The organism is Streptodolium elevatio (assembly GCF_040649515.1).
GTDB classification, from domain to species: domain Bacteria; phylum Actinomycetota; class Actinomycetes; order Streptomycetales; family Streptomycetaceae; genus Yinghuangia; species Yinghuangia elevatio.
In genome coordinates this window covers 1-21647 of sequence record NZ_JBEZFP010000094.1, presented here as the reverse complement: position 1 = coordinate 21647, position 21647 = coordinate 1, and the positions used below count along the sequence as shown (strand labels likewise).

The 21647-nt window shown below is 72.0% G+C and carries 19 protein-coding genes; 11 read left to right on the top strand and 8 right to left on the bottom strand.

Translation table 11 applies throughout. From position 1 onward, the window contains the following. Nucleotides 1-278: 278 nt before the first annotated feature. Complete coding sequence (locus AB0C36_RS29465) at nt 279-3287, bottom strand: helix-turn-helix transcriptional regulator (RefSeq protein WP_358359813.1); 3009 nt, start codon at nt 3285-3287, stop codon at nt 279-281. A 595-nt stretch (nt 3288-3882) separates the two neighbouring features. Between AB0C36_RS29465 and AB0C36_RS29460 the strand changes: the two genes are divergently transcribed. From AB0C36_RS29460 to AB0C36_RS29445, 4 genes are read left to right on the top strand one after another with little or no spacing between them, the layout of a single operon-like run. Next, nucleotides 3883-5556 (top strand): ABC transporter substrate-binding protein, encoded by a 1674-nt coding sequence (locus tag AB0C36_RS29460; protein WP_358359810.1) that lies wholly within the window; start codon nt 3883-3885, stop codon nt 5554-5556. Then, on the top strand, nt 5553-6548 hold the full coding sequence (locus AB0C36_RS29455) for an ABC transporter permease (protein ID WP_358359807.1): 996 nt from the start codon (nt 5553-5555) through the stop codon (nt 6546-6548). Before AB0C36_RS29460 ends, AB0C36_RS29455 begins: the two co-directional genes overlap by 4 nt. A 5-nt stretch (nt 6549-6553) precedes the next feature. Next, the gene (locus AB0C36_RS29450) at nt 6554-7414 is read left to right on the top strand and encodes an ABC transporter permease (protein ID WP_358359804.1); all 861 of its coding nucleotides are present in this window, start codon (nt 6554-6556) and stop codon (nt 7412-7414) included. Then, on the top strand, nt 7411-9231 hold the full coding sequence (locus AB0C36_RS29445) for a dipeptide ABC transporter ATP-binding protein (RefSeq protein ID WP_358359802.1): 1821 nt from the start codon (nt 7411-7413) through the stop codon (nt 9229-9231). Before AB0C36_RS29450 ends, AB0C36_RS29445 begins: the two co-directional genes overlap by 4 nt. On the opposite strand, the gene AB0C36_RS29440 is transcribed toward AB0C36_RS29445, so the two are convergent. Further along, nucleotides 9189-9902 carry a TetR/AcrR family transcriptional regulator gene (locus tag AB0C36_RS29440; RefSeq protein ID WP_358359800.1) on the bottom strand — a complete coding sequence of 238 codons (714 nt, stop codon included), beginning with the start codon at nt 9900-9902 and terminating at the stop codon, nt 9189-9191. The genes AB0C36_RS29445 and AB0C36_RS29440 overlap by 43 nt on opposite strands. Nucleotides 9903-9982: 80 nt before the next feature. On the opposite strand from AB0C36_RS29440, the gene AB0C36_RS29435 reads away from it, so the two are divergent. Further along, complete coding sequence (locus AB0C36_RS29435; protein ID WP_358359797.1) at nt 9983-11527, top strand: DHA2 family efflux MFS transporter permease subunit; 1545 nt, start codon at nt 9983-9985, stop codon at nt 11525-11527. A 76-nt stretch (nt 11528-11603) separates the two neighbouring features. Here AB0C36_RS29435 and AB0C36_RS29430 read toward each other — a convergent pair whose 3' ends face one another. After that, nucleotides 11604-12005, bottom strand: a complete 402-nt coding sequence (locus AB0C36_RS29430) for a peptidoglycan-binding domain-containing protein (protein ID WP_358359794.1) — start codon at nt 12003-12005, stop codon at nt 11604-11606. Nucleotides 12006-12194: 189 nt separating this feature from the next. Beyond that, complete coding sequence (locus AB0C36_RS29425; RefSeq protein WP_358359791.1) at nt 12195-12809, bottom strand: phosphatase PAP2 family protein; 615 nt, start codon at nt 12807-12809, stop codon at nt 12195-12197. A gap of 264 nt (nt 12810-13073) precedes the next feature. Between AB0C36_RS29425 and AB0C36_RS29420 the strand changes: the two genes are divergently transcribed. After that, the gene (locus AB0C36_RS29420; RefSeq protein ID WP_358359788.1) at nt 13074-13286 is read left to right on the top strand and encodes a hypothetical protein; all 213 of its coding nucleotides are present in this window, start codon (nt 13074-13076) and stop codon (nt 13284-13286) included. Nucleotides 13287-13334: 48 nt separating this feature from the next. On the opposite strand, the gene ligA is transcribed toward AB0C36_RS29420, so the two are convergent. Both ligA and AB0C36_RS29410 read right to left on the bottom strand, forming a co-directional pair. Next, a complete protein-coding gene (gene ligA, locus AB0C36_RS29415; RefSeq protein ID WP_358359786.1) occupies nt 13335-15428 on the bottom strand; it encodes an NAD-dependent DNA ligase LigA in 2094 nt (697 codons plus the stop codon). Between the two features lie 160 nt (nt 15429-15588). After that, nucleotides 15589-16425 (bottom strand): class I SAM-dependent methyltransferase, encoded by an 837-nt coding sequence (locus tag AB0C36_RS29410; RefSeq protein WP_358359783.1) that lies wholly within the window; start codon nt 16423-16425, stop codon nt 15589-15591. A gap of 76 nt (nt 16426-16501) precedes the next feature. Here AB0C36_RS29410 and AB0C36_RS29405 point away from each other — a divergent pair, with 76 nt between their 5' ends. Then, complete coding sequence (locus tag AB0C36_RS29405) at nt 16502-17110, top strand: TetR/AcrR family transcriptional regulator (protein ID WP_358359781.1); 609 nt, start codon at nt 16502-16504, stop codon at nt 17108-17110. Here the strand turns inward: AB0C36_RS29405 and AB0C36_RS29400 are convergent. Beyond that, the gene (locus AB0C36_RS29400; protein ID WP_358359778.1) at nt 17076-17405 is read right to left on the bottom strand and encodes a hypothetical protein; all 330 of its coding nucleotides are present in this window, start codon (nt 17403-17405) and stop codon (nt 17076-17078) included. The genes AB0C36_RS29405 and AB0C36_RS29400 overlap by 35 nt on opposite strands. Before the next feature lie 288 nt (nt 17406-17693). Between AB0C36_RS29400 and AB0C36_RS29395 the strand changes: the two genes are divergently transcribed. The 4 genes from AB0C36_RS29395 to AB0C36_RS29380 all read left to right on the top strand — a co-directional run bounded on the left by AB0C36_RS29395 (nt 17694) and on the right by AB0C36_RS29380 (nt 21255). Further along, nucleotides 17694-18416, top strand: a complete 723-nt coding sequence (locus AB0C36_RS29395; RefSeq protein ID WP_358359775.1) for a hypothetical protein — start codon at nt 17694-17696, stop codon at nt 18414-18416. Nucleotides 18417-18619: 203 nt separating this feature from the next. Then, nucleotides 18620-19084, top strand: a complete 465-nt coding sequence (locus tag AB0C36_RS29390) for a PPOX class F420-dependent oxidoreductase (protein WP_358359772.1) — start codon at nt 18620-18622, stop codon at nt 19082-19084. A gap of 381 nt (nt 19085-19465) precedes the next feature. After that, nucleotides 19466-20206 (top strand): SigE family RNA polymerase sigma factor, encoded by a 741-nt coding sequence (locus tag AB0C36_RS29385; RefSeq protein WP_358359770.1) that lies wholly within the window; start codon nt 19466-19468, stop codon nt 20204-20206. Next, nucleotides 20203-21255, top strand: a complete 1053-nt coding sequence (locus AB0C36_RS29380; protein ID WP_358359768.1) for a hypothetical protein — start codon at nt 20203-20205, stop codon at nt 21253-21255. Before AB0C36_RS29385 ends, AB0C36_RS29380 begins: the two co-directional genes overlap by 4 nt. A 35-nt stretch (nt 21256-21290) precedes the next feature. Here the strand turns inward: AB0C36_RS29380 and AB0C36_RS29375 are convergent, their stop codons facing one another. Continuing rightward, on the bottom strand, nt 21291-21584 hold the full coding sequence (locus AB0C36_RS29375) for a CoA transferase (protein WP_358359765.1): 294 nt from the start codon (nt 21582-21584) through the stop codon (nt 21291-21293). Nucleotides 21585-21647: the final 63 nt, after the last annotated feature.

Sequence of the window (21647 nt, the reverse complement as noted above, 5' to 3'; positions counted from 1 at the left end):
GGGTCGGCTCCGTGGCCCTAGGTCACCGAACGCGATCAAGACTGGTCGCACCGGGCAATCGCGATAACCCCTGTCGATCCCCTACCAACCCCAGTGGCAGCCAGGGGTCCGCGCCGCGCAAAATCCCGGAAACATGCTGGTCACAGCGTTGTCATAGCGGGTCGGCCGCCGGGCCTTCGCGCCGCCTCGGGCGGCTCGTCCGGGGTACGCCGACGGCCCCCGCTCCCGCGCGACGGAGGTCGCGGGAGGAGGGGCCGTGGGGCGTCGTCCTGGTGGTCTCAGCCGGCGATGTACGCCTCCAGCCACGGCGGCAGGTCGAGGCGGCGTGCCACTCCGAGCTTCCGGTAGACGCGGGTGAGGTGCTGTTCGACGGTGCTCACGGTGATGAACAGGCGCCGGGATATCTCCCGGTTGGTGTAGCCCTTCGCGGCGAGCGCGGCGACGCGGCGTTCCGCGCTGCTGAGTTCCGCCGCGGCGTCTTCGGCGTGGACGGTCGGCTCCGTCGCCGCTTCGCCGCCTCGGAGCCGCGGCAGCTGCACGGGCGGTGTGTACGGGATCGCCGCCTCCGGCGTGCTCCCGTGGACAACCGCGCCAACGGGAGCCAGGCCCCCGACCGCCGCGGCATCGGCCGATGCCCCGTCGTGTGCGGGGGCGGAGGCGGGGACGGAGGTGGAGGCGGGGACAAACGCGGGGGCGGCGGCACGGTCGGGCACGGCGGCGAGATGGTCCCGCAGCGGCAGCCCGGGTGACGGTGGCGCCTGGCACACCTCGGCCAGGTGCGTGGCTCTGTCGGCGGCCCGGCGGGCGCGGCCGAACTCGCCCAGGTCGCGGTAGGCGAGGCCTAACGCATGGTACGCACGGGATAGTTCGAGCCGGTCCCCGGTGGCCTGCAGCTCGTTCACCGCCTGCCACAGCAGGGGCGGGCGGCGCCGGAGGTCGAGCGTCCCGGCGTGCGTCGCCAGGGCCATGCCGCGGGCGCGCGAGGGCCCCTGCGGCAGCATCGCGAGTTGCTCCTCCACGAGCGCCCGTGCCGCGGGTTCGTCGCCCAGCGCGTGGTGGGCCCGTGCGGCTTCGACCCGCCACGGCAGGATGCCGGGCAGGTCCGTGCCCCACTCGGCCATGAGGCGCCCGCACGTCGTGAAGTCGTGCAGCGCCGCGTCGAAGCGGCCGGTCGCCATGTTGTAGCGGCCGCAGGCCTGGAGGTAGTGCAGTCCGGCCAGGCTGCGGAACATCGCGCCCGGGGAGGGGAGTTCGAGATGGCGCGCGGCTGCGTCGCAGTCGCCGCGGGCGACCGCCGAGCCGACGCGGGCGGCCAACGGAAGACCTACCGCGACACCCCAGCCCTCCGGCTGGATGCGGGTGAGCGCGATCCGCCCGTACTCCTCGGCGGCGCGCAAGTCACCGTGCCGAAGGGAGACTTCGGCCAGCACGGCGGCTAACCGCGCGTGCGCGATCGGGCTGTGCCGGGCCGCGGCCCGGTCGAGCAGCGAAGTGCACCAGTCGCGCGCCTCGGTGGTGCGTTCGGCGTACACCAGGGCGGTCAGTGCCGAGGTGATCGATTCGGTGGTCGTCTCGTCGAGGGTCGCGCGGCGCAGAATGCGGTCCGCCCGGCGCTCGGCCTCGTCGCCGTCCACCTGGCCGCCGAGCACGGCCGTGAGCAGGTCCACGCCCTCGATGCGGCTGAGTGTGGCGGGCAGCGCGGCGACGGTGCGGCTCTGCATGGGGCCGGCGACCAGGTCGGGGTACCAGGAACGGAGCCAGGCATGGGCCGCACGCGCCTCCGCCGGCCAGTCCTCGCCGGAGCCTTCGGCACACGGACGCTGGCCCGCCTCCAGGGCGGCCTTTGCCTCGTCCGGGCGGCCGTACCACGCCAAGTAGCGTACGCAGGCCAGCGCATCGCGACCAGAGAGCCGGCCTCCGCGAACCGCCTTGCTCAGCCAGGGCATGTGCCGGGCCGCGGCTGCCGGGTTGGCCAGCCATTCCAAGCCGACGAGGAGCGCCTTGACCGAGACGCGTTCGCATTCGTCGGGTGCGATGCGTTCAGCGAGCTTGAGGTAGTCGACCGCAAGGCGGGGGACTCCCTCGCAGACGGCCGCCTCGGCCGCCACACGCAGCGTCCGTACGGCCCAAGGGGCGGGGAACTCACCCGCCGCGGCCAAGTGCCGGGCTACGAGGGTGTCGGGTTCGCCGTCGATGTGCAGGAGGGTGGCCGCCTTGGCGTGTGCCGCCTCGCGTTCGGCGCGGGTCATGGTGTCCAGCACGGCACTTCGGGCGCGGGGGTCGTGGAAGCGGCCGTAGTCGACGAGTCCGGCGTTGTGCAGCGCCTGCGCGGCGGTCGTCGTGGTGGCCGGTTCCAGTCCGAGGAGTTCGGCCAGGTTGGCGGTCGTCCCGGACTCGCCCAGCACCGCCAGCCCTTGGGCGACGTGCAGGGCGACCGGGTTGAGGCGGTAGAGGCAGCCGACCAGGGCGCGACCGTACGCGTCGCCCGCGCTCACCCGGATCGTCCGGCGGAAGCGGTCCTCGCGCGTCGTCCCGAGATCTTCGAGAAGTGCGTTGACCAGCAGGGGGTTTCCGCCGCTGATGGCGTGGGCGTCGGCGGCCAGCCGGGCGGCGGTGTCGGCGCCGAGGCGCTCCGCGAGGAGCACCGAGACGGCGGGCCTGGGCAGCAGGCCGAGGCGGATGCGCTCGTGCAGCGGCTCCCGGTCCAGTTCGGCGGCGAAGCCCGGGTAGGACCGGGCTCCGCAAAGGCCGTGCTCGCGTTCGGCCAGCACGACGAGCACGCGGGCGCGGCGCGTCCTGCGGATGAGGTGCACGAGCAGGTCGAGAGATGCCGGGTCGCCGTGCTGGACGTCGTCGACGCTGATCACCAGGGGCCGACGGGCGGCAAGGCCGGCGACGACGTCGCACAGGTCTTGCACCGTGCGGACCAGATGGGCGCCGGACGTACCGGCGTCGGCGCCGTGGCTGCTGTCGGCGAACGCGGCGGCGTACGCGCCGTCTTCGAGCAGCCGGGCGACCGCGTCGGCCTCCGCGTCGACGAGTGGGGCGCTGTGCAGGAGTTGGCGTGCCACGCCGAATGGGATCTCCTGTTCCCCCGGGCTGCACGTGGCGCGCAGCAGCGTGGCGTCGGACTCGTCGGCGACACGGTCGCCGAAGGCATGCAGCAGAGCGGTCTTGCCGGTGGCCACCGGCCCGGAGACGGTGACGACCCGGCCTTCGCCGAGTGCGCTCCGCCTGCCCGCGGCGGTGAGCCGGGCCAGTTCGTCGGATCGTCCGGCCAGAAACACGTGAACTCCCCCGAATGGGAACACGGTATTTACCTGCGTGGTCGAATACCTGTCGACGGTGTCTTCTCTTGGCGTTCTTCCGTCATTAACATCTGGACGGGGCCGGCGCGCTTCCCGCGGGCGCCGGCGGCGCGGTGCACCGGGTGATGTTCACGAAATGTAAACGAAATGCGAACGGCCGGCCGGGGAATTCGTGCGGGGCACCGGGAGCGGGAGCGCGTTCAGCGACACAGGCCGCTGGACATGCGGGCCAGGTCCACGTCGAGCCGCGAGACCAGCGCGAGGCGCCGCGCGCCCTCGCCCAGGCTGTGTCGCACGACTTGCCCCCAGAGTGATGCGGCTGATGTCCGGCCCGGCGGTCCGGGCGTTTCCCAAAAGTCGGACACGAGTCTAGAAAACCGCCTGCGACGCGTCAATGCGGCGGTGCCGGCACGGCCCCGACCGAGCGCTCGCCGGGCATTTGTGCAGGGGTCGGTAGGGGTGCCGTAGGGGTGCCTCGGAAAATCCGCGCACGGCTACTTTTCAACGGTCGGGCGACGACGCGCATTCAGCCGCCGTCCGCCGCCACTCCCTCCGACCGACTGGGACGTTCGTCATGCGTGCACTCCGGAACCGCCATACCCGCCGCGGCAGAGCTGTCGCCGCGGCACTCGCCGCCGCCTTTCTCGCGGCGTCCTGTGCCGCCGACGAGGGCGGCGGCACGGCGGAGGAGGGACCGACCGGCTCCCCGGTCCGCGGCGGGGCCGCGGCCGTGGCGGTCCACCAGGAGCCGTCCTGCTTCGACATCCATGTCAGTCCGCAGGACATCACCGGCTCCATCCAGCGCAACGTCTTCGACTCGCTGGTCTCCGAGGACGCGCAGGGTAACTTCCATCCCTGGCTGGCAACTTCGTGGGAAGTGTCGACCGACCTCAAAACCTTCACCTTCAAGTTGCGCACCGATGTGAAGTTCACCGACGGGACGGCGTTCGACGCGGCCGCGGTCAAGGCCAACTTCGACCACATCGTCGCCAAGACCACGAAGTCGCAGTACGCGGCCGGCCTCCTGGGCGGTGCGGCGTACGCGGGCACCGAGGTCGTCGACCCGGCCACGGTACGGATCGCGTTCAGCAAGCCCTTCGCGCCGTTCCTCCAGGCCGCGAGCACGGCGTACCTCGGCTTCTACTCGCCGAAGACCCTCGCGGCCGACGCCGACAAGCTGTGCACCGGCGGGCCGCACCTGGTGGGAACCGGACCGTTCAAGTTCACGGCGTACACCAAGGGGCAGGACCTGGTCCTGGAGAACAACCCCGCGTACGACTGGGCACCGCAGACCGCGAAGCACCAAGGCCCCGCCTACCTGGGCAAGTTGACGTACCGGTTCCTCAAGGAGGACGCGGTTCGCGTCGGTGCGCTGACGTCCGGTCAGGTGGATGCGGCGGTGTCGGTTCCCCCGGTCAACATCAAGACCGTCGAGGGCGCCGGTATCCGCATACTGCGCCGCGACTTCGCGGGTGCCTCGTACGGCCTCTACTTCAACACCACCCGTGCGCCGTTCGACGACGAACGGGTCCGGAAGGCGATCCAGCGCGGCATCGACATCGGCACAAACGTCGAGGCCGTCTACTTCGGCCAGTACAAGCGCGCTTGGAGCCCGATCGGTCCCGCGACGCCGAGCTACGCGGCGAGTCTGGACAACTCGTGGCCGTACGACCCGGCGCTCGCGGGCAAGCTGCTCGACGAGGCCGGCTGGAGCGGGCGCGACGGCGACGGCTACCGGACCAAGGACGGCAAGCGGCTGACCGTGACGTGGCCCGCCTCGCCGTCGTCGAACCGCGAGCAGCGCGACGTGCTCTCCCAGGCGATCCAGGCCGACCTGAAGAAGGTCGGCGTCGAGGTGCAGCGGCCCGCGCTCGACGTCGGCACGTACACGACGAACGCGTACAAGGGCATCTACGACGTGCTCGACGTGAGTTGGGCGCGGTTCGAACCGGACGTGCTGCGGCTCTACTTCCACTCGTCGAACCTGCCGAGCGTCAGCGGCCAGAACGCCGCCTGGCTGACCAACCCCGAGATCGACAAGTGGACCGACGACGCGGCGGCGACCCTGGACAAGGCGACGCGCGACAAGTTGTACGCCCAGACACAGGCCTGGGTCGTGGAGCACGCCGTCGCGGTTCCGGTGTACTCGGCGACCGCCCTGCTCGGGGTCGCGAAGCACATCCAGGGCGTCGAGTACGACCCGAACGCGTGGCCGCTGTTCTACGACGCGTGGACGACCCGGTCATGACATCCCCGATGCCGGGCGCACCGAAGAAGGTGCGCCCGGCCTCCGGCCGGACGGGCGTCGCGCAGGTGCTGCTGCGGGTCCTCCTGACCCGCCTCGCCTCGGTCGCCTTCGTGCTGTTCGGCGCCGCGACCCTGGCCTTCGCGGGCCTCAAGCTGCTGCCCGGCGACCCGGTCGCCACCCTCCTGGGGCCGCAGACGACGGCATCCCCGGCGGTGCGCGAGCAGATCCGGGACGAGTACGGCTTCGACGATCCCGTGTACGCGCAGTACATCGGCTATCTCGACGACCTGGTCCACCTGCGCTTCGGCGAGTCCTACCAACTCCAGCGGCCGGTGGCCGACCTGATCGCCGACCAGTTCGCCCCCACGGCCCAACTCGCCTTCTCTGCCGCGCTGTTGTCGGTTGTCGTCGCGGTGGTCGTCGCGGTCCTCACCGCCGGTCGCCGCGGCGTCGGCCGGTCGGCGGCGAACACGGTGGAGCTCTTCGCCGTGTCGACGCCGTCGTTCTGGCTGGGGATCGTGCTGCTCACGGTCTTCTCGTTCCGTATGCGCGTCCTCCCGGTGGCGGGGGCCGACGGCTTCGAGAGCCTCGTGCTCCCAACCGTCACCCTGGCCGTCCCGATCACCGCCGTGCTGACCCAAGTGCTGCGCGAGAGCATGGAGTCCGCCCTCGACGAGCCCTTCGCGCTCACCGCGCGGGCCCGCGGGCTGAGCCGCCTGGGGGTCCAGGTACGCCACGTCCTGCGGCATGCGGCCATCCCCCTGGCCACGCTGTCGGGTTGGCTGACCGGGACGCTGCTCGGCGGCACCGTGTTGGTGGAGACCGTGTTCGCCCGCCCCGGCGTCGGCGCGCTCACGCTGGATGCCGTCACCTCCCGCGACATGCCGGTGGTGATGGGCGTCGTGCTGCTGGCGGCGCTGTGCTTCGCGGTCATCTCGCAACTGGTCGACGCGCTCTACCTCGTCATCGACCCCCGTTTGAGGAAGGGGTGAGCGCCGTGGCCGCGACCGCGGCCGAATCCGCCGTACCGGCGGTGCGGTTCAGGATCCGGCGGGCACGTCCGGGGGCGTTCCTCGCGGCGGCGCTGCTGGTGCTCCTCCTCGCCGCGGCGCTGTTCCCCGGGCTGTTCACCGACACCTCCCCGACTGCGACCGATCCGGTCAACGCGCTGCAAGCTCCCAGTGGCGAAAACTGGTTCGGCACCGATCAACTGGGTCGCGACACCTACACGCGCGTCGTCTTCGGCGCCCGGACGTCCCTGTTGATCGGACTCGGGGCGACGGCGTTCGCCGTCGTGAGCGGCATGGTCCTGGGCCTGGCCGCGGCGCTCGGCGGGCGCGTCGCCGACAACCTCCTGATGCGCGCCGCCGACGTCCTGCTGGCCCTTCCGGAACTGCTGCTCGCCCTGCTGATCGTCACCGTCCTGGGGACCGGCACGACCAACGTGATGATCGCCGTCGCGCTGGCGGCCGCTCCCGGCTACGCGCGCCTCGTCCGCGCCGAGGCACTGGTCGTCCGCGGGGCCGGGTACGTCGAGGCGGCCGCCGTCCTGGGCCTGCCCCGCCGCACGGTGGTGGTCCGGCACGTGCTGCCGAACACCGTCGGGCCGCTCCTGGTGATGGGCACCATCGGGTTCGGCACCGCACTGATCAACGCCTCGGGGCTCAGCTTCCTCGGTCTCGGCGCGCAACCGCCGTCCCCCGAATGGGGCGCGATGCTCTCCGAGGGCCGCAACTTCCTGGACACGGCGTGGTGGATCGGCGTGTTCCCGGGAGCCGCGGTCACCGTCGCGGTGATCGCGGTCAACGTCGCCGGGCACCGCGCGCGGGTCCGCTTCCACGGAGGTACGCCGCGATGACCACCGCCGAGAGCACCATCGAGAACGCCGCCGCCGGGAACTCCGCCGAGCGCACGACCGGGAGCACGGACAAGGTTGCCGCCGACGAAACCACCGGTCCCCTGGTCACCGTGTCCGGCCTCGATGTCGTCTTCCCGGGACGACGTACGCAGGTCCATGCCGTGCGCGGCATCTCCTTCGCCGTCTCCCGCGGCGAATGCCTGGCCATCGTCGGCGAGTCCGGGTCCGGCAAGAGCGTCACCGCGCGCGCCCTCGTGGGCCTGGTTGGGGCCCGGGCGAGCGTCTCGGCCGGTGAACTGAACTTCGGGGGAACGGATTTGACCGGCCTACGCGAGTCCGCGTGGCGCGGGATCCGCGGGCGGCGCATCGGCCTGGTGCTGCAGGACGCGCTCGTCTCGCTCGATCCGCTGCGTACGGTCGGCGCCGAGGTCGCCGAGCCGCTGCGCGTGCACCGCGTGGTGCCCCGGTCGGGAACGAAGACACGTGTGCTCGAACTCCTCGCGCAGAGCGGCATCCCCGATCCGGAGCGCCGTGCCCGGCAGTATCCGCACCAGCTCTCCGGGGGCTTGCGGCAACGTGCCCTCATCGCCTCCGCACTGGCCGGCACACCCGAGCTCGTCGTCGCGGACGAGCCGACGACGGCTCTGGACGTGACCGTCCAAGCCCAGATCCTGACCCTCCTGGGTCGCCTGCGTGACGAGGGTACGGCGGTTCTGCTGATCAGCCACGACCTGGTCGCGGTCGCCCGGCTCGCGGACCGGATCGCGGTCATGCGCGACGGTGAGATCGTGGAACAGGGCGCGACCGAAAGGGTGTTGGGTCATCCCGAGCACGCCTACACCAAGGCGCTCCTCGCGGCGGTGCCCTCCGCGCATGCGAAGGGCACCCGGTTGTCGCCGACGACCGAGGGCAGGCAGGCCGTACTGCGGGCCTTCACCGGCGGCGCGCCGAAGGGCGGATCGGCAGAGGCGGGCGTCCCGCTGCTCGACGTACGTTCCGTCGGCAAACGGTTCCGGTCGCCCGACGGCTCGTGGCACGACGCGGTCCGCGACGTGTCGTTCACCATCGGCCCCGGCGAAGCACTGGGCGTGGTGGGCGAGTCCGGGTCCGGCAAGACGACGGTGGCCCGGATCGCCCTCGGGCTCACCGAACCCGACACGGGGTCCGTCGAATTCGCCGGGAAGCCGTGGAGCGGGGCCACCGAGCGGGAGCGGCGTGCACGGCGGCCGCGCATGCAGACTGTGCAGCAAGATCCGCTGGGGTCGTTCGACCCGCGCTACACGGTACGGAGGATCGTCGGCGAGGCGGTGGCCGCGGCCGGCGGCACGGCGACCCACCGCGGGGGTGCCGGAGCCGAAGCTGCGGCACCTCAGCCGGCCGAGCGCGCGTTTGGGATGTGGGGCGCCCGGAAGTCCCGGGACAACCGGGTGGCCGAACTCCTCGACCTTGTGGGGCTGTCCCCCACGCTCCTCCCCCGCCGTCCCCGCGAGCTGTCCGGCGGCCAACGCCAACGGGTGGCCATCGCCAGGGCGTTGGCGTCGTCACCCGACCTGGTCATCTGCGACGAACCGGTGTCGGCGCTGGACGTCTCCGTACAGGCCCAGATCCTCGACCTGCTCGCGGACATCCGTGCCGAACTGGGCGTCGCGCTGCTGTTCATCTCGCACGACCTGGGCGTGATCCGCCACATCAGCGACCGCGTCCTGGTCATGAAGGACGGGCGCGTCGTGGAGAGCGGGGAGAGCGAGGCCATCTTCACCGAACCCGGCCACTCCTACACGCGCGAGCTCTTGGCCGCCGTCCCCCGCACACTCTGAGGCCGCGACGTGAAGGCGCGGAGGAAGGTCGTGACCCCGGCGGTGACCGCGTGGTCGAGGGCGTCCGCGTCCACCGGGCGGGTGCCCAGCGCGGTCAGCGCGGGCAGATCGCCGGAGATCAGGACGAGGAACTGGTTGGCGGCGGTGACCGGGTCGTCGATGTCCAGATAGCCGCCGTGCGCGAGACGCGCGAGGCGTCCGGCGAGGGAGTCGACGATCTGTACGGTGCCGCGGGCGCGGATGGTGTCGTACAGGTCGGGGAAACGCGCGGCCTCGGCGTACACCAGGCGCTGAAGCGCCCACCCCTGCTCGCCGGCCTGGCACTCGACGACGCGGTGCGCGATGGCGGTGAGGCGCTCGGCCAAGTCGGCGCCGTCGGCCGGGAACGCCTCCAGGGCGGCGAGGATCCGGTCCCGGGACTCGGCGGCGGCCTCGATGATCACCGTGCGGAACAGGTTGTCCTTGCCGCCGAGATGGTTGTAGATCGTCGGCTTGGACACGCCCGCCTCGGTGGCGATCGCGTCGATGCTCGCGAGCGTGTAGCCCTCGCGCGTGAAGACCGTCTCGGCCGCGGCGAGGATCGCCCGGCGCTTGTCGATCCGGCCGCGTGCCGCGCGTGTTCCGTCCGCGCCCGCGGCGCCGCCACCTGTATTCGTACCCGCCTCGGCCATGTTGCGACGCTACCAGACCGGCTGCTAATTTTTACTCGTGAGTTTAATTCAATTGATTGATCAGTAACTTGGAGGCTCATGTGACCGCCACACCAGCGGACCCCGACCAGGACGCGGGCCCGCCCCAGGACGCAGGCTCGGATGCGCACACGGACACCCGGATCGACAGCCCACTCCTGCGGCTGATGCTCGTGATGCTCCTCGGCGGAGTCATGGGCTTCCTCGACACCACGATCGTCAACGTCGGCATCGACACCCTCGGCGAGCACTTCGACACGTCGCTCGGCACCATCGAATGGGTGGCGACCGGCTACCTGCTGGCCATCGCCGTGACCGTGCCGGTCAGCGGATGGGCCGCCGAACGCTTCGGCGGCAAGACCGTGTGGCTGGTCGGGCTCACCGTCTTCCTGCTCGGCTCCGCACTCGCGGCCGTCGCGTGGGACCCGGGCAGCCTCATCGCGTTCCGCGTGCTCCAGGGCATCGGCGTGGGCGCCCTGGAACCCACGCTGCTCACCATGCTCGCCCGTGCGGCCGGACCGGCCCGGGCCGGCAAGATGATCGGCATCGTCGGCGCGGTGGTCACCCTGGGCCCGATCCTCGGTCCCGTGCTCGGCGGGGTCATCCTCGAACACGCCTCGTGGCGCTGGATGTTCCTGATCAACCTGCCGATCGGCGCGGTCGCGCTGCTGCTGGCGTACCGCCAGATCCCCGCCGACCCGCCGCGCGAGGGCGACCCGCCGCCCCTCGACACACGCGGGATCGCCCTGCTGTGCCCGGGATTCGCCGCGGTGGTGTACGGGCTCTCGCAGGCGGCGGGAGACGACGGGTTCACCGGCGTCCACGTCGTCATCGCGCTCGTCGTCGGCGCCGGACTGATCCTCGGCTACGTGGCACACGCGCTGCGGACCACCACGACGCCCCTGGTCGACGTACGCCTGTTCACGAACCGCACCTTCGCGAGCGGCATCGGGGCGGTCTTCCTCACCGGCTTCCTGCTGTTCTCCCTGCTGTTCCTCGTCCCGCTGTACTACCAACTCGCCCACGACCGGGGCGTGATGGCGGCCGGCTTGCTGCTCGTCCCGCAAGGCGTCGGCGTGTGGGTCGCCATGCCGATCGCCGGCCGGCTGTACGACAGGATCGGCGCCCGCGCGGTCATCCCCGTCGGCGGCGCCCTGGCCGCGCTCGGGATCATCGGCTTCTCCAGCGCCTCCGGCGACACGGCCACCGGACTCCTCATCGCCTACTCGGTGGTCACCGGCCTCGGCATGGGTGCCGTCGGAGCACCCGCCATGTCCTCGGTGTTCGGCTCCGTCCCACCGGAGTCGGTGCCGAGCGCCACCGCGGCCGTCTACCTGAGCAACCAGATCGGCGGCACGTTCGGCATCGCGATCGCCGCCCTGGTCCTCCAGAACCGCGGCGAGACCCGCGCCGTCATCCCCGCCTTCCAGGGCACGTTCGCCTACCTCATCGCCGTCGCGGCAGCCGTCGGCGTACTGGGCCTCGCCATCCGCAAGGCGCCCTCGGCCACACCCAAGGACGACCTCCCGGCCCCGGCGCCGGAAGCGGTTCCCGATGCGGTGCCCGAAGCGGTCCCCGCCGAGCAACCCGCGGGCCGACAGGCCTGACCCGCGCCGACGACCCCTGTGGGGCGGCACCTTCCCCGATAGGCCGCTCCACAGGGCTCGGCAGGCGTGCGGTACCTCAGTACGAGCGGTGACTCGGCAGGTAGTACGGGCAGTACAGGGCCCACGTGTTGTTGGTGCCGAACTTCAAGAACACCATGTCGATGATCGACTGGCCGGTGTCCTTGCCGATGACGCCGTCGACGCTCAGGCCGAAGAACCGCTGCCAGTTCCTGGTGGCCTGCTCGGTGAGCGGGCCGTACTGGCCGTCCGGGTCCAGCCCCTGGCCCGCGACCGAGTTGTACGCCCACTGCGCGCACCGGACACCGTCGTGGTTGGTCGACCACAGCCCGATGTTCGGCTGGTTCGGGTTGGCCTGCGCGGCGGGTGCGGCAAACAACGTACTGAGCGCGATGGCGAGCGCGGCCACGAAGGCGGCCGCTCCTCTGCGTCCGACCGTGCCCGTGTTCGACGTCTTCACGACTCTCCCTGAGTGTTCGACGTGCACCAAGTCCCATGGAACTGCTGTGTATTACACGCATGGCGGGGCGAACCGCCGCCGCTCGCCCGGGTCGTCGAACCACCGGGCCCGGCAGTCGCGACAGTGCTATCGCAGGCGGCCGTCATCGACAAGGGCCCATACCCAACAGGCATCGATCGACTTGCCGACTCACCTCGCGAAGGTGAAGACGATCGCCGCGACCATTGCGCCGACCAGGCCGCCCACGACCGTCTGCATCGGGGTGTGGTCGCGGAGTTCGACGCGCGACCAGCCGATCAGCGCCACCAGCGGCGCGGCCGCGGCGACCGCCGAGCCGAAGGTCAGCGCCAGCACCGTGACGGTGCCGCCGGCCACCGCGGTGTGCACGGAGATCTTCCAGAAAGCGGTCACCCCAAGGGCCACCGCGAGCCCGGCGAGCATGGCCACGACCAGCGCGACCACGTCCCGCGGGGCGTCGAGTCGGAGCAGCGCCGCAAGGCCGACGACAACGGAGGCGGCCGTACCGAGGATCGGAACCGCCCGCTGCCGGCGAATGCGGATGTGGTGGTCCGTCCAGTAGCCGCGCCGCACTCCGTAGAGCACGAATGCAATGGGGATGACCCCGCAGAACAGCGCGCCGAGCAGCCCCCATCCGACACCGGCCGGCGACCGCGTGCTGTGCCACCCGACGGCCACCAGGACGCCGGGTACCAGGAAGGCAGGGGCGAACAGTTCGGTGACGACACGGGCGACCCGAGTACGCGGCGCCGGGCGCCCGTCCGCCGAAACACTGACGCTGCTCACCTGGCGTACTCCTCGGCGGGGTTGGCGACCGTCCCGAGCACGCTCGGCCGCCCAAGTCTCCCAGCGCCCCGCACCACCGGCAAGCCACCCTGACCGCACGCGGCACAAACCCCGGCCGCCCCCGTCATCGTCGCCCGCGCCCGCGCGCGGGGACGACGGCCCCTCCCCCGACGACTTCGGCGGCTCGGTCAATCCGGTGACCTGGGCCAACCGGGTGGGCGCGGCGCGCGGGGCGTTGTGGTGGGGGCGAGGAGACTGCGAGGCATGAAGAAGATTGCTGCGGTGGGCCTTGCCGGTACCGTCCTCGTCGTCCTGGCGCCGGCCGCCGCGGCGGAGTCGGGGGTGGACGCGACGAGCCTCGCGTCGTTCGGTATGAAGAGCTTCCGGTCGACGGCGTGCGTGGTCGGCCCCGGTGACCTGCGTGGGGTGGACGAGTCGCACTTCGGCTTCCGGAACGCCGGCGTCGCGCAGCGTTGAGGCGGGGCTGCTTCTGCTCCGCCCGTACGCGCGGCGCCGGCGTCCGGGTCACGCCAGGTAGCCGGCGACCGTCTCGGCGAACTCCTCGGGAGTGACGACCGGGATGCCGAGCGATTCGGCCTTGGCCTTCTTCGAACCGGCGTTCGCTCCGGCGACGAGCATGCCGGTGGACTTCGAGACGCTGGACCCCGCGCGCCCGCCCGCGCGTTCGATCAGTTCGTTGACGGCGGTACGCGAGAGCTCCGCCAGCGGCCCGGTCATGCTGCCGGTCGCCACGACGGTCATCCCGGCCAGCGGCAGCGGCGTCGCGGCGGCGGCGCCCGAGTCCGGGTCGGAGTCCGGGTCGGAGTTCGGGTCCTGGGCCGGGCCGGCGGGCCTGGGCTCGTCCTGGTTGACGCCTGCCGCGATGAGCTTGCCGATGACCGGGGCCAGTTCGGCGAGTTCGGTCAGCAGCATGGCGGCCTTCTCGGGGCCGATGCCGTCGACCTGCTGGAGCCCTTCCGCGTCGGCGGCCTGGATCGCGGCCATGGTGCCGAAGTGCCGGGCGATCCGCCGTGACATGCTCCGGCCGGTGCCGCGCACACCGAGCGCGCAGAAGACCCGGCTGAGCGGGCGCTCCTTCGCGGCCGCGATGTTGGCGAGGATCTTGTCCGCGTTCTTCTCGCTGCCGGTCGCGGCGACGAGCTGTTCGCGGGTGAGGGTGAACAGGTCGGCGATGTCCGCGACGGCGCCGTCGGCGACCAGGCGGAGGACGATCTTCGGGCCGATGCCTTCGATGTCCAGTTGGTCCCGGCCCACCGCGTACTCCACCGACCGCGACAGGTCGCACGCCCGGCCCTGCACGCAGCGCCAGCGCTCCTGGGTGGTGTCGATGCCGCCGCCGCATCCGGGGCAGCACTCCGGCAGGTCGATCGGCGTCTCGTCGCCGGTGCGCAGCGCGACGACCGGGCCGACGACGTACGGGATCACGTCGCCCGCACGACGTACCGTGACCGTGTCGCCGATCCGCAGGTCGAGCTTGGTGATCATGCCGGGGCTGTGCAGTGTCGCGAACACGACGGTCACTCCGGCGATGTCGACGGGCTCCAACTGTGCGCGCGGCGCCAGGAACCCGGTGCGTCCGGTGGCCCAGGTGACCTCGACGATCCGGGTGGTCTTCTCGACGGCCGGGAACTTGTACGCCACCGCCCAGCGCGGCGCGCGCGATCCGCTGCCGGCCGCCTGCTGGTCCTCGGGGTGGTCGGCCTTGACGACGACGCCGTCGATGCCCAGCGGCAGTTCCCGGCGCTGCGCGGCGACGGTGTCGACGTAGGCGAGGGCGGCGTCCAAGCTGTCGACGGTGCGTGCCCCGACGGGGGTGTCCGCCACCGTACGCAAACCCAGGTCACCGAGCGCGGCCATGAGCTCGGAGTGGGTGCGCTGCGCGTACCCGTGGTCGTCGGGCGCGTCCGGCGCGGGCAACAGCGTGTAGGCGTAGCAGGACAGCGGGATCGTGTACGCACGGCCGGTGGCCCGCAACGTGCCGGCCGCGGCATTGCGCGGGTTGGAGAACACCGGTTCGTTGTGCTCGGCCCGGATCCGGTTTGCCTGCTCGAACTGCTCGTTCGTCAGCACGATTTCGCCGCGCACTTCGATGCTCACCGGCTCGGCGAGCGTGTCCGGCAGGCCGTCGATCGTGCCGGCGGCGTGTGAGACGTCCTCGCCGGTAATGCCGTTGCCGCGGGTGACGAGCCGGGTGAGCTTGCCGTCCGTGTAGTACGCGGCGACCGCGAGCCCGTCGATCTTCGGCCCCACGTGGAACCCGCGCGGCTCAGCCCCCAGACGGCGGGCCAGGCCCGCACCCCAGCGCTCCAGGTCCTCCTTGCCGAACACGTTGCCCAGGCTCAGCATCGGCACCGTGTGCACCACGTCGCCGTCCGGGACCGCGCCCGCGGCGACCAGCCCGGTCGGCGACTGCGGCACCAGGTCCTCGGGGTGCGCCGCCTCGTACGCGGCGATCCCGCGCATGAGCCGGTCGAACGCGTCGTCGTCCAACGCGGACGTCCCGTCGCCGTAGTACGCGGCAGCGGCCGTCCGGACCTGCTCGACGGCCTCGAGGTACGCGGCACGATCGGCCACGACGACAGTGGGTGCGGTTTCCATACCTCTGATCCTGCCGTCCCCCACCGACACCCGACTCACGTAGTCGACGGACAGGATCTCGGCGCGGACCTCGCGCCCGACAGGGCGACCTCGGCGACGTCGACCTGCCCCCACGCCGTGCCGCGCCGGCAGCGTTGCGCGCGGCACAACTCGCCTGGGGTCAGCGGGTGTTGATGCGTACGGCGGTCGTGGCCAGGGTGGTGTAGTTCATCGTGAAGTGTCCGCCCAAGGCGTCGATGGCGCTCCCGACGGCGTCCAGAACGTCGGCCAGTTGGTCGGGGCGGAGCCGGGTGAGGCCGCCGGTGGTGGGCAGCAGGTCGAGCCATTGGTCGCGCGTGTAGGACCGCTCCCAGTCGAAGCGCCACTGCTCGGCGTCGTCGAACTGCCCGGTCTCGCGGATCGTGTCGGCGAACTTCGCGTACGCCGTCTGGTAGAGGCCGAGCGGACGCCGGGCGGGTTGGCCGTTCAGCGGGGAGTCGGGCGCCACCCGGCGGCAGGCGTCGGCGAACGGTTCGGCCACCGCGGCGGGCGGCTCGTACACGTGCCCGAAGATCGCCAGTCGTCCCCCCGGACGCAGCACCCGCGCCGCCTTGGCGGCACCGGCGGCCGGATCCACCCAGTGCCAGGACTGAGCGGCGACGACCGCGTCGAACGTACGCCCGGCCGGCTGCCAGGCTTCAAAGGCCGCCACCTCCACCTGAAGGCCGCGGGCGCGCGCGAAGTCGGCCATCCGCGCGTCGGGTTCGACGCCGAGCACGGCGCAGCCGACCGCCTGGAACTGACGGCCCGCGATGCCCGTTCCGCAGCCGACGTCGAGCACGTCGGGCCCCGGGCTGCCGGCGACGATTCGCGCCACCAACGTATCGGGATAGCCGGGGCGGGCCTGGTCGTAGCGCTGCGCGTCCGCGCCGAACGACTCGGCCATCTGCCGGGCCTGGTGCGGCTGCGTCGGCGGCGGTTCCGGCTGGTCTCGTGGTCCCCGCGGTAGAGTGGGCATGCGCCCACCTTAGTGGGCACATGCCCACTGGGCAACGGGGCAGAATGCCGGGACACACGTACGAGAGGATCTGTGAGTGCCAACGGGAGTGCACCTTCGCGACGCGCGGCAGCAATTGTTCGACGCCGCCGAACGCGTGCTCCTGCGGGACGGGCCGAACGGGTTGACCAGCCGGGCCGTCACCGACGAGGCGGGCTGCGCAAAAGGCGTCCTGCACCGGCACTTCACCGACTTCGACGCCTTCCTCGCCGACCTGGTACTCGACCGCGCCGCGCGGCTCGAGGAGCAGGCGGGCGCGCTGCGCGAGTCCGTCGGCACCGGCACGGTGGCCGACAACCTCACCGGCGCGCTGACCACCTTGTTCGGCCCCGTCCCGGTGGCGATCATCCCGCTCGTCACCTTCCGGGACGAGTTGCGCGCACGGCTGCGGCAGGCGAGGCCAGGGGGTGGCATCGCGATCCTGGCCCAGGCGACGAACGCCATCTCCGCCTACCTTGCCGACGAGCGCGACCGGGGCCGCATCGCGGCCGACACCGACATCGACTCGCTGACCCTCTCCCTGGTCGGCGGCGGACACCTCCTGTTCGCCGACCGCGACCGCGCTTCCGGCCCGTCGGCCACGGAGGCGGTCAACAAGCTCGTCACCGCCGTCATCGCCGACGCCGTGCAACGGCGGCCTGCCTGAGCACCTGCTGCCCCGGCCGTGTAGAGGCCGTGTCGTCGTCGCCAGGCTGTGTGGTCCGCGTGCCCTTGCCGTCGTCCTCGTCCGGCCACGTCGGCACGGCGAGCAGGCCGGAGCGCGCGGACGCCTTGTTGTCCGCGATGTCGTCCGGCCACGCCTGCATCAGACCGTCGGAGAGAGCGGGGAACCGGGTCCGCGGCGCGAACATCGTGGTGCGGAAGAAGTCGTGGTGTTCTCGGCCGGTTCGCGGTGCCCGACGACGTCGGTGGATGCGGATGTCGACGGGTTCGAGGTGCACGCCGTCTGTCGACGGGTTCGAGGTGCAGGCCGTCTTGCACCACGTCTGCCACGTGGTGGCCTCGGTGTCCCGAAGCCCGGACGGCGACCGTTCCGGGGTGCCGGTTGCATCTTCTTGCCGTTGTACGCCCGCAATTTGGCCGATTGCCATTTCGTCGCACCGATGACTCCGAAGATCCACGAATAGCGGCAGCCTGCGGGCGGGCCCGTACCTAGCCTCTTGGCACGGACGTGGACCGCGGAGGACCGCGAGTCCGGTCCGCACCACGAGAGACGGGAGCGCCACGCCATGCTGCCTCTGGCACCACTCGATGCGGCCATCAACGCCCGGATCGCGCAGTCGTCGGTCTGGCCCCGGGGAGGGGCCGTCCCCGCCTATCAGAACCTGGTCGCGCAGGGCACGTTCATCGACAACGCCTGGGCGAACGTGAACGTCACCCAGATCGGCCGACCCACCGGCCCCGGGAGCGGGGCCATCCAGCCGATGAAGGACACCATGAGCCCGGACGGCTTCAAACCCGTGCTCACCCACAACCTGGAGGTGGCCCTCGGCTGGCCGAACGGGCGCCCGGCCATGGCGGAGGTCGAGAAGCAATTCCTCATGTGGGGCGCCGCGAAGGCCGTCAAGACACCCTTCTTCGGGGTGTGCGAGGGCTTCGCCTGTGTGACCATCGCCGTGCTCTGCGCCACGAACTCCCCCGTGCCCGGCGGCACCACGATCGAATGGGTGGGCCTCACCCCGAACGGCGTCGTGGGCCGCGGCCACGTGTTCACGGTCGTGGGCCGTACGCCGGGCACCGCGCTGAACAACCCCGCCACCTGGGGAGCCAACTGTCTTGTCGTCGACCCGTGGTACGCCCTGCAAGCGGGCATCAACCCCGCCATCTTCGTCAACGGGGCCAACGCCCACGCCGGTTTCGTCAACTGGATGACCGGGCCGGCCGTCACCCTGCGCGTGCTCAAGGACTTCACCGTAGGCGCGTACAACTACCTCAACGTCAAGACCATCTGACCGGCGATCACATCGGCCGGCGGGTCCCGGCGGAGTCGGCTCGGACGTCCCGCGCTCGCGACCGGTACGCCGGCCGTCGAGCGCGGGCCCCGCCTTGCCCTCCGCCGACACGCCCAGGGGCCGACGCCTCCGCCCGGGGTGCCCGGCATAACCTGCTTGGCGGCAGGATCCCGACGACTCCGCACCCGGAAGGCCGATCCCTCATGAGCCGCCCCATCGCCACCAATACGTCCGTCGACCTGGCGGCTCTGCTGGAGTTCGTCCGTCCGCGGCATCGCGCGCTGCTGATCACCCGGCGTACCGACGGATCCCCCCAGGCGTCACCGCTGACCTGTGGGGTGGACGACTCGGGGCGGGTGGTCATGTCGACCTACCCGGAGCGGGCCAAGACCCGCAACGCGCGCCGCGATTCCGCGGTCAGCCTGGTCGTGCTGTCCGACGAGTGGAACGGCCCGTGGGTGCAGATCGACGGTGACGCCGAGGTCATCGACGCCCCCGAGTCCGTCGAACCGCTGGTGGAGTACTTCCGGAACATCTCCGGCGAGCACCCCGACTGGGACGAATACCGGGCGGCCATGCTGACGCAGGGCAAGTCGATCATCCGAGTGACGCCCAAGCGCTGGGGCCCTATCGCGACCGGCGGTTTCCCGGCACGGCTCGCCGACTGATCCGGACCGCCGCCCGCGCGGCGCCCGCCCGGCGCCCGCACCACGTCGCTTCGCCGCGGGGGCCCTCCGTCCGGCGTGCCCGAAAGACCCGCGCACCGTCGGCAGCACTTTCGGAGCCGGTTGCCGTCCAACAGGGTGACAGGCGACCGCACGGCGCCGCACCGAGGTCGCGACGCGCGGCCGTACGGCTGTGGGCCACGGACATGCGACGAAAGCGGGCAGGACGATGAGACACGGCATCGGGCCACCGGGCAACGGCACGAAGGCACGGCGGCACTCAGGTGCGGCGGCGGGGCGCGGGGAGCGGCGCGTGACCGAGCCGGGTTCCGCGGGGAGGGCCGCGCTCCCGGCGGCACCGGCGGCGGCCTTGGCAGGACGGGCGTGAGGGCGGCACGGCGCGACGACGCGGACCGCGCGTTCCAGGGCTTCATGACGAGCCGTTGGGACCGCCTGCGGCGGGCGGCGTACCTGCTCACCGGCAACTTCCACGACGCCGAAGACCTCGCACAGGCCGCGCTGGTCCGGGTCTACGTGAAGTGGGACCGGGTGAGCACCAGCAACGAGATCGACGCGTACGTGTGGCGAATACTCGTGCACACCAACGCGGATCGGGTGCGGCGCCGCCGGATCCGCGAACTGCTCGGGGTCGGCGCGCCCGAGCAGGCGGGCGACGACCGGACCGGGCAGGTCGACGTACGGCGGAGCCTGCTCGACGCCCTTGGGCGACTGCCCGTGCGGCAGCGGACGGTTCTGGTGCTGTGCTACTTCGAGGACATGAGCCATGCGCAGGTGGCCGAGGTCCTCGGCACCAAGGCGTCGACCGTACGGGGCCAGGTCACCCGGGCGTTGGCACGGTTGCGGGCGGACGGCACGCTGGCCGTCCTCGCGGGACGCGATCCCGAGGAGCCGCCCGACGAAAGTGCGGCAGGCGCAGGCCCAGGCCCAGGGACTGAGACGGGCGCCGACGCCGACGCCGACGCCGCGGCGAGCGAAGAACACGCGGCCTCCGTACGGGAGGACCGCATCGGCGGCAACGTCCGGACGGAAGCGAACAGGTCCGCAGATGCCGGGGGCGCCCCCCGTGGGTACACGACGAACTCGGTGAAGGCGGTGGGAACATGACCCGGACGGACGAGGAACTCCTGCGCGCCGCCATGCGCCAAGTCGGCGCGGACTCCGCGCCTTCCGGGCCGGGCGAAGGTGCCATCCCCGCTCCGGTCGCCCAGGTGCTGCGCCAGGGCCGTGCCGCACGGGGCCGGCGCCGGCGGCTGGCGGTGGTCGCCACGGCCGCCGTGCTGGTCGGCGGAATCGCGGCGGGATCCGCCGTGTTCGACGGGGTGGGCGGCAGAGCGGCCCCGGCGCCGGTGGCCCCGCCATCCGTCGCCACGCCCGCGCCTGTGCTCGCCCCGCCACGGGTGGTCCCCGCCTGGGAGCGCTTCGATGTCGGGTACGGCTACACGTTCCGCATGGGCGAGGACCGGGCCGTGATCATGCGCGGGGGCTGCGGCATGGTCGTGGACCTGTCGAAGCCGCGGACCGACAACCGCATCTACGCGCAGGAGCGCTATGACGGCCGGCTGCTCCTGGTCGGCGGGATGTACATCGGCCCCGAGCCCCTGGCCGGCGTACGGGTCGAACTCGACGGGCGGGTACTCGACGCGCAGGCGGTGACCCTGCCCGGCACGCCGGGGTGGTCGTACTTCTACGTGCCTCCGGTGGAACTCCCGGGCGGCTACGCGTACGCGGAGAACATCCACATCACCGCCTACGGCCCCGACGGCCGCGTGGTGATCGAGCAGCGGAGGAACACCAGGCAACCCGCGCCGCGCCCCGGGGAGACCGTGCGGGCGCCGGACGCCGACGAACTCCACAACCCGCTGGTGGGCAACGGAATGCCACCCCCGAATCCGCCTCCCACGGCCGGCGCGCCGGGATCCGCTCCGCCCGCGCCCACGCTCACCGCACCTGCCCCGCCTCCCCCGTCAGGGCCCGCCCTGACCGCCCCCGACCCGGTGCCCACCACGGGGGCCGGACTCCCCGGGCAGACGCCGACCTCGCCTTCGTCGACCACGCGGGACGACGGATGCGGAGGCTTCGTGGTCGAGTCGTCGGAAGGCGTACTGCCCTTCGTGCCGACGCTGTTGCCGGCGAGCCCGCCCGCTGCGCCCTGACCGCACAAGCGGGTTCCGGCGCCGCGTCCTCCGCTTCACCGGTGACCTCGCCGCCGCCTTACGGACCCTCGATCCCGCGGCCGGAGCGCGGCAAGGATCTCCTCGGTGTGCCCGCCCAACAAAGCCGGCGCTCCCCGACGTGGGAGGGAGCGGTACGAAAGGCGGCGGCGAGCCAAACCCGGTGAGTTCGTCGCGGTGCGCCGACCGCGCCGCGTTGCCGGCGAACTAGGGTCGGCCGGGAGATCCGGTACGCCGACCGCCGCGCACAGGGCGGCGAACTGGCGGTCGCTCGTGGCGCCGACGACGAGCGACCCGTCGGCGGTCGGCATCGGCCCCGAGGTCGTGTCTTCAAATTCTCGCCGGGCCCGCGAACCGTGGCACGCACGCTAGCC

Bases quoted from the DNA above. Each gene is read 5' to 3' on its own strand.
- AB0C36_RS29460 (WP_358359810.1), top strand. From the start codon at position 3,883: ATGCGTGCACTCCGGAACCGCCATACCCGCCGCGGCAGAGCTGTCGCC.
- AB0C36_RS29455 (WP_358359807.1), top strand. From the start codon at position 5,553: ATGACATCCCCGATGCCGGGCGCACCGAAGAAGGTGCGCCCGGCCTCC.
- AB0C36_RS29445 (WP_358359802.1), top strand. From the start codon at position 7,411: ATGACCACCGCCGAGAGCACCATCGAGAACGCCGCCGCCGGGAACTCC.
- AB0C36_RS29440 (WP_358359800.1), bottom strand. From the start codon at position 9,902: ATGGCCGAGGCGGGTACGAATACAGGTGGCGGCGCCGCGGGCGCGGAC.
- AB0C36_RS29420 (WP_358359788.1), top strand. From the start codon at position 13,074: ATGAAGAAGATTGCTGCGGTGGGCCTTGCCGGTACCGTCCTCGTCGTC.
- ligA (WP_358359786.1), bottom strand. From the start codon at position 15,428: ATGGAAACCGCACCCACTGTCGTCGTGGCCGATCGTGCCGCGTACCTC.
- AB0C36_RS29410 (WP_358359783.1), bottom strand. From the start codon at position 16,425: ATGCCCACTCTACCGCGGGGACCACGAGACCAGCCGGAACCGCCGCCG.
- AB0C36_RS29395 (WP_358359775.1), top strand. From the start codon at position 17,694: ATGCTGCCTCTGGCACCACTCGATGCGGCCATCAACGCCCGGATCGCG.
- AB0C36_RS29390 (WP_358359772.1), top strand. From the start codon at position 18,620: ATGAGCCGCCCCATCGCCACCAATACGTCCGTCGACCTGGCGGCTCTG.
- AB0C36_RS29380 (WP_358359768.1), top strand. From the start codon at position 20,203: ATGACCCGGACGGACGAGGAACTCCTGCGCGCCGCCATGCGCCAAGTC.
- AB0C36_RS29375 (WP_358359765.1), bottom strand. From the start codon at position 21,584: ATGCCGACCGCCGACGGGTCGCTCGTCGTCGGCGCCACGAGCGACCGC.